Source organism: Flavobacterium sp. (genome assembly GCF_044373165.1).
Classification (GTDB): domain Bacteria; phylum Bacteroidota; class Bacteroidia; order Flavobacteriales; family Flavobacteriaceae; genus Flavobacterium.
Genome location: NZ_JBILQL010000012.1, coordinates 26,483 through 41,298, shown reverse-complemented (window position 1 = coordinate 41,298; position 14,816 = coordinate 26,483). Strand labels below are relative to the sequence as shown.

The following is a 14,816-nucleotide window of genomic DNA, read 5'->3' as shown; positions in this document are numbered from 1 at the left end:
GTTAAACAATTTTTATGCCAAACTATTCATTATGAGTAAGAACTTAACAAAGAGAGCAGAGGACTATTCCAAATGGTATAACGAGCTGGTAGTTAAGGCTGATTTAGCCGAAAATTCAGGCGTTAGAGGTTGCATGGTGATTAAACCATACGGCTATGCAATTTGGGAGAAGATGCAAGCAGAATTGGATCGTATGTTCAAAGAAACAGGTCACAGTAACGCCTATTTTCCTCTTTTTGTTCCCAAAAGCATGTTTGAAGCCGAAGAGAAAAACGCTGAAGGTTTCGCTAAAGAATGTGCTATAGTGACTCATTATCGATTAAAAAATGATGAAAGCCGTCCGGGTAAGTTAATGGTTGATCCTAATGCTAAACTGGAAGAAGAGCTTATTGTTCGTCCTACCAGTGAAGCTATTATTTGGTCAACCTATAAAAATTGGGTTCAATCCTACCGAGATTTACCACTATTGATTAACCAATGGGCTAATGTTGTGCGTTGGGAGATGCGTACCCGATTGTTTTTAAGAACCGCTGAGTTTTTGTGGCAAGAAGGGCATACGGCTCACGCTACTAAATCTGAAGCCATTGAAGAGTCTGAAAAAATGATGCATGTTTATGCTGATTTTGCAGAGAATTTTATGGCCATCCCTGTAATCAAGGGATTGAAAACAGAATCCGAGCGTTTTGCCGGAGCGGAAGAAACGTACTGCATCGAAGCCTTAATGCAGGATGGTAAAGCCTTGCAAGCCGGAACTTCTCACTTTTTAGGGCAAAATTTCGCCAAAGCTTTTGATGTGAAGTTTGCCAGCAAAGAAGGGAAGTTAGAGCATGTTTGGGGTACTTCTTGGGGAGTGTCAACCAGACTCATGGGAGCTTTAGTCATGACGCATTCTGATGATAATGGTTTGGTGTTGCCTCCTAATTTAGCACCTATTCAAGTAGTAGTAGTGCCGATATTTAAAACTGAGGAACAATGTGAGGCTATAAAAACACTAGTTGATGATTTGACCCAATCACTTAAAAAACTAAATGTTTCCGTTAAATTTGATACCAGAGATACTTTGTCGCCTGGTTTTAAGTTTAATGAATGGGAATTAAAAGGTGTTCCGGTTCGAATTGCCATTGGTCCTAAAGACTTAGAAAACCAAACTTTCGAAGTGGCAAGAAGAGATAATCTGACCAAAGAAGTTATTCCAACTGAAGGTGCCGCAACTTACATTGCTGAATTGTTATCTCAAATTCAAAATGATTTGTTTGAAAAAGCTTTATCTTATCGAAATGAACACATTACAGAGGTTAATACTTTTGAAGAGTTTAAAGATTTTTTAGAGCATAAAACCGGATTTATTTCGGCACATTGGGATGGAACCCCTGAAACAGAAGAAAAAATTAAAGATTTAACCAAAGCAACCATTCGTTGTATCCCTTTAGACAGAAAACCAGAAGAAGGAACATGTGTTTTCTCCGGAGGCAAATCAGCTGGCAGAGTGTTGTTTGCGAAAGCGTACTAATAAAAAAGATAAAAAAAATAGTTGCAGCCTTGCGGGATTAAAAAATAGTTGTATTTTTGCCACCGCAATTTTAAGCAAAGATGGCCCGTTCGTCTATCGGTTAGGACGCCAGGTTTTCATCCTGGTAAGAGGGGTTCGATTCCCCTACGGGCTACAATTTTTATCTTAGGCTTAATGGCCCGTTCGTCTATCGGTTAGGACGCCAGGTTTTCATCCTGGTAAGAGGGGTTCGATTCCCCTACGGGCTACAAAATTAGTTGTAAATTAGTTTTATAAAACAATTGTTTAGTGTCTCAAACGAATGTTTTATTAGTTAAAACCAAAGTGATTATTTATTAATTGTGGGAGGTTTTTCTTTTTTAACTAATAGTTTATAAATTATTACAATTAAATTAAAAAGAAATGGCAAATCATAAGTCCGCTTTAAAAAGAATCAGAAGCAACGAAAAGAAAAGAGTGTTGAACAGATACCAACACAAAACCACTCGTAATGCAATTAAAGCATTAAGAATGGCTACTGATAAGTCTGATGCTTCTGCAAAATTGTCTGTCGTAATTTCAATGATCGACAAGTTAGCTAAAAAGAATATCATTCATGATAATAAGGCTTCAAACCTTAAATCTAAATTAACTAAGCATGTAGCTAAGTTATAATCAGGAAGGTTATCAATTAAAAAAGCACCCAATCGGGTGCTTTTTTTATTTACTGTAATTTATTCTTTTTGTTTGAGCCCTTCTATCATTTCTTTGGTGATAGGTTTTGAAAGGAAATCAACTACCATGGGGTAATTTTTAGTCTTCTCTACATCTTGTGGGTCAATGGTTGAGGACAGAACAATAAATTTCGCCTCAGGGAAAGTTTCATGGTATCTCTCTTCTAAATAGTGGTCTAAAAATTCCCAACCATTCATTATAGGCATGTTTAAGTCTAAAAGTACTAAGCGTGGATAAGTCATGTCTGATTGCTGGGCTAATTCTTTAAAAAAAAGAATCGCTTCCTCACCATTGGTAGCCGTTAGTATTTCTTTGGCAAAGGAGGCGCGCTCAATCACTTTTTTACAAAGCATTAAGGTAATAGCATCGTCATCAACACAATAAATCTTATCTAACATATTTTTAGCTATTTTTAAATACGATTATAAAGGTAGTGCCTTTGCCTACCGTACTTTCTACATTTATGGTGCCACCCATGGCTTCCACTTGGGATTTGACCAAATACAAACCTAAGCCTTTACTGTCAGGATGATTGTGGAACCTTTGGTATAACCCGAATATTTTGTCTCGGTTTCGTACTAAGTCAATACCGATTCCGTTGTCTTTAAAGGTTAATATCAAATCATTATCTACTACTTTAGAAGAGATGGTAACTCGCAGCTGCTTGTTTTCAGAGCGATATTTAATGGCATTCGTGAGTAAATTCAAGAAGATGCTTTCCAAATAAGATTTGTTAATGTTTAAAATAGACACTTCTTCCAAATCAATTTTAAGGATAGGTTTGTGAAGTCCGATTAAGAAACTCAATTGGTTAAATACGTTTTCAAATATTTCCTTAATCAGTACTTTTTCTTTTTGAATGGACGGATTGTCTTTTATGATCACCACCTTCACCAAATCATTAATGGTCTCATTTAGCAAATGGGTTGACTTTGAAAAACCGGTGATGATTTCTTTTAATTCCGGATCTTCAATGGTCATGTCTTCTACTAAATTCAACAAACCGGTTAGGTTGGATAATGGCGCCCTTAAATTGTGTGATGTAATATAGGAGAACTGTTTCAAATCTTTGTTGTTTTGTGTCAACTCCCTAATCAACTGTTCTCTTTCCTTTTCCTTATTCTTTTCTTCGGTTACATCTCTTTGAATCGATATCCAGTGAGAATGTTCTCCGTCTTTGTTGGTTACCGGTATCATCGAAAAGTTATTCCAAAATTCTTCCCCGTTTTTTTTGTAATTAATGGTTTCAACGAAGCATTCTTTATAGTCTTGAATAGCAGTCTTCAACTTGTCGAATTCGAGTATGTCTGATTTTGGTCCGATGAACATTATAGGCGATTTCCCTATTACATCCTCAGCCGTATAGCCGGTCATATCGGTGAAAGCGGAATTCACAAATATAATGTTGGGAATCACCTCTTTTGAGGTGTCGATATCCGTAATCATTACCGCATCTTTGGTTTGGGTAATCACCGTTTCTAATAACCTAAGTCGTTGTTCTTCCTCTTTTTGCTTAGTAACGTCCTGTATGGCTCCAATCATTCTGATGGGTTTGCCTTCTTTGTCTTTTACTAAAAAACCCCTGTCAAAAACATATTTGTAACTTCCGTCAGCACATTGAAAACGGTACTCGTCTTGCCATTTTTCGGTTTTTTGCTCTAAAAAGGAATACAATTTAACCGACATCTTCAAACTGTCCTCCGGATGAATGCGTTCAAACCACCAATTTGACGTTTTCCCTACATCTTCCTTCTTATACCCAAAAATTCCCTGAATCCCTTTGTTCCATATAAAACTATCGTCTTCAATTTTCCAATCCCAAATGGTGTCACTCGTTGCTTTGGCTACAATATCATAACGCTCATTGGATTCTAAAATCTCATTATTGGTTAACTTCAATTTTTCAAAAACAGATTTGTTGTTTTGTTCATTGTGATGAAGAATCAACTTCAAAATCAAACCCGAGATTACAATAAAGAATAAATCTCTTATGTAGAAGTATAAAGAAGTATGCTCCGGGGAGTTTTTGATATAATCTAGAAAAAATTGATGACCAATAAAGGCCACAAACATTAAAATAAGGACGTAAGTTAATGTAATTTTATTCGAATTATTTTTCATTACTTCAAATATATAGATTTTCAATTTAGTTTTAAAATTTGATGGAAAACTTATCAAGGTTTTTATAAACTTTTGATCCTATTTTAAGAAACAGTAAACTAATGCCCTTATCGTTTTTTATCTGAAAATAAAGTGTACCTTTGCACCCACAAAAAAGCACACATGGAATCTATCAGAAACATTGCAATTATTGCGCACGTTGACCACGGTAAAACCACTTTGGTTGATAAAATTATGTACCACTGTCAATTATTTCGCGAAAATGAAAATACGGGCGACTTAATTCTAGACAACAACGACTTAGAGCGAGAAAGAGGAATTACCATTACCTCAAAGAATGTTTCTGTAGTTTACAAAGGCACTAAAATTAACATTATTGATACTCCGGGCCACGCCGATTTCGGTGGTGAAGTAGAGCGTGTCTTAAACATGGCCGATGGCGTTTGTTTATTGGTAGATGCTTTCGAAGGACCTATGCCGCAAACCCGTTTTGTATTGCAAAAAGCCATCGACTTAGGATTAAAACCTTGTGTGGTAATCAATAAAGTAGACAAAGAAAATTGTACTCCGGAAGAAGTGCACGAAAAAGTATTCGATTTAATGTTCGAATTAGGCGCCGAAGAGTGGCAGTTGGATTTCCCAACCGTTTACGGTTCTGCCAAAAACAACTGGATGTCGGATCATTGGGAAAATGTTACCACTAACATCGAACCGCTTTTGGATATGGTGGTGGAACACGTTCCGGCTCCAAAAGTATCTGAAGGTACACCTCAAATGTTAATCACCTCTTTAGACTTCTCTTCTTTCACCGGTCGTATTGCCATCGGTCGTTTGGAAAGAGGCGTTTTAAAAGAAAATATGCCTATCTCTTTGGTGAAAAGAGATGGTAAAGTATTCAAATCAAGAATCAAAGAACTACATACTTTTGAAGGTCTTGGCCGTAAAAAAGTGGAAAGCGTTATAGCAGGTGATATCTGTGCTATCGTTGGAGTAGAAGGTTTCGAAATTGGAGATACTATAGCCGACTTCGAAAATCCGGAAGCTTTGCAAACCATCGCTATCGATGAACCAACGATGAGTATGTTATTTACCATAAACGATTCACCTTTCTTTGGGAAAGAAGGAAAATTTGTAACCTCGCGTCACATCAAAGATCGTTTGGCCAAAGAATTGGAAAAAAACTTAGCCCTAAGGGTAGCCGATACCGATTCTGCCGATAAATTCATGGTGTTCGGTCGAGGCGTTCTCCACTTATCAGTTTTAATCGAAACCATGAGAAGAGAAGGATATGAATTGCAAATCGGGCAACCGCAAGTAATCATCAAAGAAATCGACGGTGTTAAATGTGAGCCAATCGAAGAATTGACCATCGACTTACCGGAACACGTTTCCGGAAGAGCGGTTGAGTTCGTTTCTGTTCGTAAAGGGGAAATGCTTTCAATGGAAGGTAAAGGCGAGCGTATGATTATCAAATTCAACATTCCGTCAAGAGGAATCATCGGTTTGAGAAATCAATTATTGACCGCTACTGCCGGAGAAGCCATCATGGCACACCGTTTTATCGGTTACGAACCATTCAAAGGAGAAATTGCCGGGCGTATCAACGGTTCGTTAATCTCTATGGAAAACGGTAAAGCGATTCCATACTCAATCAACAAATTACAAGACAGAGGTAAGTTTTTCGTTGATCCTAACGAAGACATCTACGAAGGTCAGGTGGTTGGAGAAAACTCTCGTGGCGATGATATGACGATAAATATCACCAAAACCAAACAGTTAACCAACTTCCGTTCTGCCGGTGCCGACGATAAAAACAAAATCGTTCCGGCCATCAAGTTCTCTTTGGAGGAAGCCTTGGAATACATTCAAAAAGATGAGTATGTAGAGGTTACGCCTAAGTCATTGCGTTTGCGTAAAATTTACTTGAATGAAAACGACAGAAAACGTTTTAAACTATAAGTTTAGAATCACCATAAAAAGAAACCCATTCACAATTGAATGGGTTTTTTGTTTTCTTGAAGCTAATCCGGCTATCCGTTGCAATCTTTTTTGTGTCACCCTGAGCGTCCCGAAGTTTCGGGAAAGGACTTTTATGCTTACAAAAAAGGATTTCCACTACTATCCGGGCTAGAGATTCTGATTTTCTAATTTACTTTTCTTGAAAATTGAAAATATGTTATTGCCGAATGTCCACAGGAAATTCTCCTCTTAATCAAATGGGCTAGGTTTATTTTTTCAGCAGGAATTCCATCGGAATAGACAATCTTTCCGCCCAAGCTTCTTCAGAATGATTTTTTCCCGGAAAGAATTTGGTTTGCCAATTGTCTGAAGTAAATCCTTTTTCAACCATAACGCTGTCAGCCATTTTCTGCAACGGCGGATACAAGGCGTCTAAGGTTTGGTCGCCGTAATCAAAGTAAATTCGGTTAGACTTTGGATTAGGCAGTTTTTTTCTCATGTACGCATAAAAAGCGTCCGGAATCGGATTGTTTTCCACTGCAAAAATACCCGGCCAATGGGTCGAAATACAAGCCGCAGCACCAAAAACTTCAGGATATTCACATATCGCATACAACGAAATCAAGCCGCCCATACTCGAGCCCGCAATAAAGGTGTTGTCTTTGTCTTTGGCTGTGGAAAATCTTTTGTCGATAAATGGCTTTAATTCGGATACCAAAAACTTCAAATACAAATCGGAGTAAGGGTTAAAGCTTTCCTTTGTTCTACCGGCTTTTTGGAGTTGGGCTGTAATAGTATCTTTTTGTACCGCAGTCAAACTCTCATAAGGCTTTTGCGGAAAATATTCAGGATGCCTTTTTGCCGCAATATTCCAAATACCAACTACTATAAACTTTTTGACTTTACCATCTGCATTCAGTTTACCGGCTACTTCGTCTACTTCCCAGGCTTGTTTGTTCCAAGTAGTAGTGGCATCAAAAAGCATTTGGCCATCGTGCATGTAAATTACGGCGTATTTTTCAGTGGTGTTGTAGCCTTTCGGTAACCAAACATCAACATTTCGACCCTCAACAAACTCCGAATAAAAATTTTCAAAACGCTGTACAAAACCACTGGTCACTTTGATGTCTTGTGCTTGGAGTAAACTTTGGGTAAGCATCAATAAAAGGCAAAAGGTGGTTTTCATAATTTATCGTTTTAAAGTAAAATGTCCTTTAGCACTTCGGCCATCTTCAAATTGAATCGAATACCAATAATCGTCTCCCGGCATTGGTCTTCCGTTGTAAGTTCCATCCCATCCAATTTCAGTGGTACTGAGTTGTTTCAGCAGTTTGCCGTAACGGTCAAAAATATAAATTATCGAACGGAAATTATAAAGTGCGCTGACACCTTTCACATTCCAAAAATCGTGAAATCCGTCGCCGTTTGGCGTAAAGTACTTAGGAATTCCCAATACCGGAACTACAATTGGTCCTAAAACACCACAACCGTTTTTATCTCTAACATAGAGTGTGTGGAAACCAATTTGTACATTGGTAAAGAAACCGGTATCACGGTAGGGTCCGCCGGCATCATCTAATGCAAATTCATATACTCCTGAACCATTAACTGTAATAGCAATAGAATTAATATCTTGTAAGTCTTCAATATTGATATTTTGAATACTGGCAATTTCCGAACCAAGAACAGTAATGGTTCTGGTTTTAGAACATCCGGCACTGTTAGTTACTACAACGCTATATACACCGGGAGTGTTGACTGTAATAGTATAATTAATTTGTCCCGCCATAATGGTATTGTTTTCATACCATTGGTAAGTGTAAGCCGCCGGTGAGCTGTTGTCCAATAGCCCTGCATTTAACAAAGCCTCGGTTGACGGTAAACAAATGATAACCGTTTCTTCCTGATCGATTTTCGGCGTCGGATTTACTGTAAAAGGAATTATCGTTTGAGCCGTACAACTTGTATTGATAGGATTCTCAACTATTACGGTTACATTTTGAGTACTAGTTCTGAACGGATTTGGAAGTTGGTTCGGAATATTACTCGGAATTAAAACATTATTTTCATCATAATAATATACATTCATCCCGGTTTGTGTACCTAAAATTTGGCCTAAAATACCTGAAGTGTCAAAATTATAAAGACCATTCTGATTGATCGGAATAAATTCGTCATCGCAAACAATCACGTCATTCAGGTCAACTGCAAAGGCTTGCGGTAAATCATCCACTATAAATTGCAGTTGTACTTCATCATAACAAGGTTGACCACCCGTTTGAGTAGTATTGTTGCTGACTCTAATAGTTATGGTTTCCGAACCATTCACAAAGTACGGATTGGTAAACGGCACAATTTGAGAACCGTCTGCTCGGTAATATTTTACATTTACACCGGTTTGCCCGTTCAAAACCGTTGTAGCAAAAGTGGAAGTGTCAAAACCAAAAATGCCATCGTGGTCATCATCGCAAGCCCGAATTAAATTAGCGGCATTTATCGGATTTGCTATTGGTGTTGATTCTACAACCACATTGAAAGTCCTAAAACCAAAGCAAGAGTTGTCTAAAGTACTGTCGACACGGACCCAAATGGTTTGCAAGTTAGGAAAACCTATATTTCGGTAGTTAGCGATATTGGTTATGGCTAATGAGTTTCCGTTGGCATCAGTCTCGGCTAAGAAATCGGCTTCGGTTTTGTAAAATTTGATGCTCACATTTGTTGGCAAAATAGCTGCCAAACTGTTTTGAATAGCAGTGAAATTGAATGGTCCCGAGATTCCGTCGTAATCGTCATTAATTGCATCCAAATAGTCATCGCACAAATATTGATTCGGAATGATAAAGTTTGGTGGAATTTGGGTAACCGAAACCACCAAATCAATTCGGGCAACCCGATAACAACCATCGCTGTTTTCTACTCGGGCATAAACACTGCCGGTTCCCGAAGTGTAGGCGATAGGGTTGGTTATTTGTGCTGTTGCAATCTCATTTTCTGCCGCGTTTAATGAGGTAAAATAGGTGAAAGTTTCATTCAGGTAATTCCCTGAAATCACATCGTTTTTTTGGGTTAGGTTGAAAATCGAAATACCATCAGTATCGTTGTCACACTGTTTCAATGATATCGGAGTGGTTACTACCGGTAAAGCATAAGTTGTTAGTGTTGCCGAATCGGAATACAAGCCACAACTGTTGCCGTTTTTATTTAAAAAAACGCGGTATTGGTAACCCGCCATAGCCGGTGTAACATTAGCTACTGTTAATGCCACTGTAGTTGTTCCGGAATAGTTGGCATTGTTGGTTAAATTTGTCCAAGTCAAACCATTGTCAGTGGAAAGTTGCCACAAATAACTGTTAACCGTTACCGAGGTAAGTGTAAATACCGCTGATTGTAATTCACAAGTAGCCACGTCTTGTGGTTGTGCCGAAATGGTAATCGGAGCTGCGATTGTATAATTTCCGTTCGGAATACCATAACCGCTACTGTTTAAAACTAAACCTTCACCGATAATAGTGACAGGCATGTCGCCCAGAATTCCATCGTTGTTTTCATCAGTAAAGCCGGCTTCTGTAACATCAAAACAACCATCATTGTCACTATCGGATTCTAGGTAATTAAAAATTCCGTCTCCATCAGTGTCTGTGATACTGTAATTGATTATGCCACTGTCGGGATTTGTTTCCAAATTGTTAGCAATACCATTACTGCCAACCGGATTTACTGTGATTCCATTGGTATTGGTGCTGTTACCCGGACTACCGGATTCTATGATGTCAAAAATTCCGTCGTTGTCACTATCAACATCTAAATAATTCGGAAAACCATCATTGTCTTGATCATCGGGTGTTATACCGGTGCCAAATAGGTCGTCTATACCATCGCCATTAGCATCAACTCCTGATAAGACCGTGTAATTTTCTCCTTGTGATTCCACCATATCTGGTATAGTATCATTGTCACTGTCAAAATCATATTGGTCCGGCACACCATCGTTATCAGAATCTTTAGGTACACAATTGGCAATCAACCTCATTGCTGCTCTACTGGTGTTCGTGTCGACTAAATTGATATTTGTTATTGTAATGGCGTTGATTAAGTTTCCTTTGATAGAAAACGTACCTGTCCCGGGAAGCAAAGCAATAGTGTTGTTTAAACGGAATCGGATTTCAAAAGAAGAGTACTCGCTGACACCGCTTTCAAAAATTCCGTCGTAATTGGTATCAATTAAGATTTGATTGTCAGGATTTAAAACAGTAAGGGTTTTGTTAATCGGACATTTGATCCTAAACTCGGTTGAAGCACTGAAATAGTCGTTGTTATCCGCTACAGAGGCATATTCTAATGCCAAACTGATTGGATTGTTGAAGGTGGCGGTATAACTAACACCGTTGTTTTTTCCGGTCGCTGCTTCCGTAACAAAATTACCTGAATTGTCACCTACAATTGGTGTCGTTGAAGGTGTTCCTGTGCCCGTGAAATTGATACTTCCAATAAAAGAATTAATGTAATTATCCACAAAAACACTACCCAACGTGGTATTGGTTAAATTGACTCCCAAATCACCATAAGATTCGTTACAATTAGTTATACCGTCGTTGTCGTTATCCGCATCAATGTTATTATTGACTCCGTCATTTTCATCATCCGAAGGGCAGGAACTAACCGGTATTTCTGTTGAATTGATGGGTAATGTACAGCTCGAAATAGTAGCTGAAACATAATAGTATCCTGGACCTAAAGCAGAAGGGGTGTAACTGCTGTTGGTTGCGCCACTGATAGGATTTCCGTTAAAATACCATTGAAAAGTATCAAACGGACTCAGGGTATTTACTGAAAGTACTGTATTTGGAATACAACTTTGCTGGTTAACATCCAGTTGGGTAAAAGATATTTCAGGTTCAAAAGTAAATCCCGAATAGAAACCGCCAAAAGTAGCTGCGCCACTGGTTCCGTAAGCAGCCAAATACAATTCTTCAGTAGAATATACAGAAACATTACCTGTTAATCCTGTGATGACATAGGTTTCATAATCATCATTTCCTTGTACAGGAGTTGGTCCGTTAACAGTAGCAATTCCGCTTAAACTGCTTAGGGTATAGGGTACGTTGTCAATTAAAAATGTAAGAGTTGCACCAACTTTAGTGACTAAAGTGACTCTTCCCGTAAATTGTCGTGTCCCTACAAAGTTTATCGCCGGAATATTATCGATGATTCTTGGCGTTTGACAGCTTAAAGGCGGAACAAAGAATAGTTCTTGATTGCGCTGGTCTACAGCACTATTGTCTCCAATACTCTGATAAGCGAATACTTTTTGACTGGTTCGCAAGTACAAATTTCCTGAAGCATTAAAGTTGGAGCCGTCTAGAACAAGATAATCCCCTGCATTGATGGTGAAATTAGGCGTGGTTGAACCCGATAAAAAGACCTCAGTATTATCAACATCTGCCACTAATAAAACCGTCTCAACAGCATTCACTCCCGTACTCTTAATGAAAATAAATTCTGTATTACTTATTCTTTCCAAGGGAACAATTTGGTCAAAACCCAAATCAAGATTTCCTTGTGCATTGCTTCCGCCAAAGGAACCACAATTCAAGGCAATTGGCTTGTCAGAAGTCACCAAGGCACCAATAAGACCGGCACGATTGGGATTGTGCGGTCCTTGAACACTCATTACATAACTTTCTCCGCTGTTCAACACAATACTGAAAGGAGTGTCACCGTTACTGCTGTTGACAGGTTGTATTCCGGTACCAAAGTCACTGAAGTTAATTGTGGTATTGTTTTCGGTGGCTAAGACGGAAACAAAAGTGTTGTGTATGTTAACATAATTTCCAACTTGCAAGTTGGTTAAAGCACCTATCCTGAAATGATTTCCTAAAGAAGCTTTTCCTTTTGAAACTAATTGTCCCGCTTGATTTCCGTCGCCTGCTGTTACTCTGGCAGAAACGTAAATTAGGTCATCTGCTTCAACAATATAGCCTTTGTTTGAAAATATTTGGTTGGAGGAACCCGCATCTACATGGAGTTGTGTATTGTTTCCAAAACCTACGTAATAAATAAAAGGATTATTTCTGGAAACTGTTCCGTTGATGATATTTCCTCCTAATTCAATAATTCTGAAATTGATCGGATTAACATTAGGTGTTGAGATGTATAAATACTGGTCTTCTGAGATTACTGCACTCGAACCGGATAAAGGCGGTATGTAATGTGTTTTACTAAATTGTGAGAAACAATTTGAAGTGAAAAATGCGATAAGGAATAAAAAAAATAACTTCTTTTTCATTCGCTAAAATTAGGAAATAAAAAAGAAAACATAAAACGAACTGCTCTATTTATGTTTTCTTTAAGAATTGATTTTAGGCAAGCCAAATCTACGCTGACTTGCCTAGTATTGTGATTGATGATCGAATTATAAATCTCTTTTTTCGATGATTTTATAAGAGGAATAAATAAAAATGGCCGACCAAACTAAAACGACGGCAACTGAGGTGTAGGGCACATCATAATTTCTCATGTCTTCCACTCCAAGTTGGCTTCCAATGGTTCTAACAGCATTCAACTTTGTAAAGGGTTGAGGCACCAAACTCCACATAGACATCAATGGGAAATAATCGTATATTTTATCTACTAATGCGCTGTTTTTAAGGTTGTTGTAGGCAATGGCATAGGAAATCATTTCAAAAATAAACCACATAAACAAAAAGCCCAGAGCAAAAGCGGAACGTTTTATCAAAACTCCTATAAAAAGGCAGAAGGAAAAGAATCCTACTAATTTTATAAAGTAAGCGAACAAATAGTCCATGCGGGAGAAAATAATTCCAATTTCATCAAATGAAGAAAAAATCAATCCCAAGATTAAAGAAACAATAAAAACAAATAAGGTTGAAATGGCAGCAAACAAAACAATAGTATAAACCTTTGAAATGATAAATTCCTTCTTACTCATTCCGTCTATCAGGTTTTGTTTTAAGGTGCCGTAACTGTATTCATTAGCCATCATCGAAACAATAATAACCGCAAGGAAAATTTTAAGGAATGCTGCAATAAAAGAGTTAAAATGCCATATAAAAGGAAAATCAAAAATTCCTTGGTCAGCCAATCTGATGGGTATAGGCCCGATATCAAATTTAATGGAGGCGATAAACGATAAAAATGTAAGTAATATAAAATAGGTGATGGTAAGGATTCTACTAGCTTTATTTTTCCAGATTTTTTGTAATTCTATGGATAAAAGTCTTTTCATTGTCTTGATCTTGTTATTTTGTTAAGGCTAAAAATTGTTCTTCCAAGCTTAGTTTTTTCAGTACCAAATGGTTCAAGTAAATGTTATTTTCGAAACAGTATTTGTTCAAAACAGCCGGTTCAATCAGGCTTTTAAAATGAGCCACTATTTTACCTTCTACTTCCGATGTTTTTTCAATTTCCGGATGTTTTAGCAAAATTTCTGAAAGCTTTTTCATGTCATCAGCCTGAAGTTCAAAGTGGCCTTCATTTGCAATCATTCCGTTGACAGTTCCATTGTACAAAATTTCACCATAACGCAATACCAAAACATGACTACATACTTTTTCTACTTCATCCAAAAGGTGAGAAGCCAAAAGTATGGTGGTGCCTTGAGAAGCAATTAACTTAATAATGTCACGAATTTGGTGAATTCCTTGTGGGTCGAGTCCGTTGGTTGGCTCGTCTAAAATTAATATTTCAGGATCATTCAAAAGTGCTGAAGCAATAGCCAAGCGTTGTTTCATTCCTAATGAAAAGGTTTTGAACTTGCTGTCTTTTCGATCGGTCAGTCCAACTATCTCTAACTTTTCCTGAATTTTTTCGTAATTGATGCCTTTAATTTTACAAACCAACTCCAAGTTTTCTTTGGCGGTCATATAAGGATAAAAATTAGGACGTTCAATAATGGCGCCTACTTTTTTCAAAGCGTCGTGGGTAAGCATAGTACCATCGAACCAATGGTATTCACCCGAGGTTTTGTTTACTACATTTAAAACAATACCTAAAGTTGTTGATTTTCCGCTGCCGTTAGGTCCAAGAATACCATAGACATTGCCTTTTTGAATTTCGAGTGAAACGTTATTTACCGCATGGATTTTGCCGTAACGTTTGTGAAGATTTTTAATGGATAAAATGGTCGATTCCAATGGTCAGTTTTTTAATTCAAAAGTATGACGAATGAAATCTATTTTTGTTACTGTTCTTTTTTTTGAAAATAAAACCTACTGAGGAATTGTTTTTTAAGATTCAAATAAAACAAGGTTTCGTTAATGTCTTTCAGTCTTGTGGTTAGTGTAATTTTATTCCCTCTGGAGTCGTTGGTTGCCTGAGTTCTGCAGACAGTACATTCGAATTCACTGAAATGCAAATTGATTTTTTTTGTTTCCACATATTGATGTCCGAGTAGGGAACAGCGATAATTTTTTTTCACCATTCCTTGAGTCAAGTAAATGTTTTTCATAGGATAGGATTTTAATGCGTTGTACTTTACCTATACAGTATTGTC

At 37.6% G+C, this 14,816-nt stretch carries 10 protein-coding genes and 2 tRNA genes; 5 read left to right on the top strand and 7 right to left on the bottom strand.

Annotated elements, in window-relative coordinates; all coding sequences use genetic code 11:
- Positions 1 to 31: 31 nt before the first annotated feature.
- The 4 genes from proS (at position 32) to rpsT (ending at position 2,164) form a co-directional block, all read left to right on the top strand.
- Positions 32 to 1,510 (top strand): proline--tRNA ligase, encoded by a 1,479-nt coding sequence (proS, locus tag ACIQ32_RS03375; RefSeq protein ID WP_396194269.1) that lies wholly within the window; start codon positions 32 to 34, stop codon positions 1,508 to 1,510.
- Positions 1,511 to 1,592: 82 nt separating this feature from the next.
- Positions 1,593 to 1,664: transfer RNA gene (locus tag ACIQ32_RS03370), tRNA-Glu, on the top strand.
- A 22-nt stretch (positions 1,665 to 1,686) separates the two neighbouring features.
- A tRNA-Glu gene (locus tag ACIQ32_RS03365) sits at positions 1,687 to 1,758 on the top strand.
- 154 nt (positions 1,759 to 1,912) lie between these two features.
- Entirely contained in the window at positions 1,913 to 2,164 is a 252-nt protein-coding gene (gene rpsT / locus ACIQ32_RS03360) for a 30S ribosomal protein S20 (protein WP_396194268.1), read from the top strand.
- Positions 2,165 to 2,223: 59 nt separating this feature from the next.
- Here the strand turns inward: rpsT and ACIQ32_RS03355 are convergent, their stop codons facing one another.
- Entirely contained in the window at positions 2,224 to 2,622 is a 399-nt protein-coding gene (locus ACIQ32_RS03355) for a response regulator transcription factor (RefSeq protein WP_396194267.1), read from the bottom strand.
- 4 nt (positions 2,623 to 2,626) lie between these two features.
- On the bottom strand, positions 2,627 to 4,345 hold the full coding sequence (locus ACIQ32_RS03350) for a PAS domain S-box protein (RefSeq protein WP_396194265.1): 1,719 nt from the start codon (positions 4,343 to 4,345) through the stop codon (positions 2,627 to 2,629).
- Positions 4,346 to 4,507: 162 nt separating this feature from the next.
- On the opposite strand from ACIQ32_RS03350, the gene typA reads away from it, so the two are divergent.
- Positions 4,508 to 6,304 carry a translational GTPase TypA gene (gene typA, locus ACIQ32_RS03345; protein WP_396194264.1) on the top strand — a complete coding sequence of 599 codons (1,797 nt, stop codon included), beginning with the start codon at positions 4,508 to 4,510 and terminating at the stop codon, positions 6,302 to 6,304.
- Positions 6,305 to 6,572: 268 nt separating this feature from the next.
- Here the strand turns inward: typA and ACIQ32_RS03340 are convergent, their stop codons facing one another.
- The 5 genes from ACIQ32_RS03340 to ACIQ32_RS03320 all read right to left on the bottom strand — a co-directional run bounded on the left by ACIQ32_RS03340 (position 6,573) and on the right by ACIQ32_RS03320 (position 14,771).
- Positions 6,573 to 7,490: an alpha/beta hydrolase gene (locus ACIQ32_RS03340; protein ID WP_396194263.1), complete on the bottom strand. Its 918-nt coding sequence runs from the start codon at positions 7,488 to 7,490 to the stop codon at positions 6,573 to 6,575.
- Between the two features lie 3 nt (positions 7,491 to 7,493).
- Positions 7,494 to 12,590, bottom strand: coding sequence for a T9SS type B sorting domain-containing protein (locus ACIQ32_RS03335; protein ID WP_396194262.1), 5,097 nt, complete (start codon positions 12,588 to 12,590; stop codon positions 7,494 to 7,496).
- Positions 12,591 to 12,716: 126 nt separating this feature from the next.
- A complete protein-coding gene (locus tag ACIQ32_RS03330) occupies positions 12,717 to 13,550 on the bottom strand; it encodes an ABC transporter permease (RefSeq protein ID WP_396194261.1) in 834 nt (277 codons plus the stop codon).
- 13 nt (positions 13,551 to 13,563) lie between these two features.
- Complete coding sequence (locus tag ACIQ32_RS03325; RefSeq protein ID WP_396194259.1) at positions 13,564 to 14,457, bottom strand: ABC transporter ATP-binding protein; 894 nt, start codon at positions 14,455 to 14,457, stop codon at positions 13,564 to 13,566.
- Positions 14,458 to 14,504: 47 nt separating this feature from the next.
- Positions 14,505 to 14,771, bottom strand: a complete 267-nt coding sequence (locus ACIQ32_RS03320; RefSeq protein ID WP_396194258.1) for a hypothetical protein — start codon at positions 14,769 to 14,771, stop codon at positions 14,505 to 14,507.
- Positions 14,772 to 14,816 lie beyond the last annotated feature (45 nt).

Bases quoted from the DNA above. Each gene is read 5' to 3' on its own strand.
- proS (WP_396194269.1), top strand. From the start codon at position 32: ATGAGTAAGAACTTAACAAAGAGAGCAGAGGACTATTCCAAATGGTAT.
- ACIQ32_RS03330 (WP_396194261.1), bottom strand. From the start codon at position 13,550: ATGAAAAGACTTTTATCCATAGAATTACAAAAAATCTGGAAAAATAAA.
- ACIQ32_RS03350 (WP_396194265.1), bottom strand. From the start codon at position 4,345: ATGAAAAATAATTCGAATAAAATTACATTAACTTACGTCCTTATTTTA.
- ACIQ32_RS03340 (WP_396194263.1), bottom strand. From the start codon at position 7,490: ATGAAAACCACCTTTTGCCTTTTATTGATGCTTACCCAAAGTTTACTC.
- ACIQ32_RS03335 (WP_396194262.1), bottom strand. From the start codon at position 12,590: ATGAAAAAGAAGTTATTTTTTTTATTCCTTATCGCATTTTTCACTTCA.
- ACIQ32_RS03355 (WP_396194267.1), bottom strand. From the start codon at position 2,622: ATGTTAGATAAGATTTATTGTGTTGATGACGATGCTATTACCTTAATG.
- ACIQ32_RS03320 (WP_396194258.1), bottom strand. From the start codon at position 14,771: ATGAAAAACATTTACTTGACTCAAGGAATGGTGAAAAAAAATTATCGC.
- typA (WP_396194264.1), top strand. From the start codon at position 4,508: ATGGAATCTATCAGAAACATTGCAATTATTGCGCACGTTGACCACGGT.
- rpsT (WP_396194268.1), top strand. From the start codon at position 1,913: ATGGCAAATCATAAGTCCGCTTTAAAAAGAATCAGAAGCAACGAAAAG.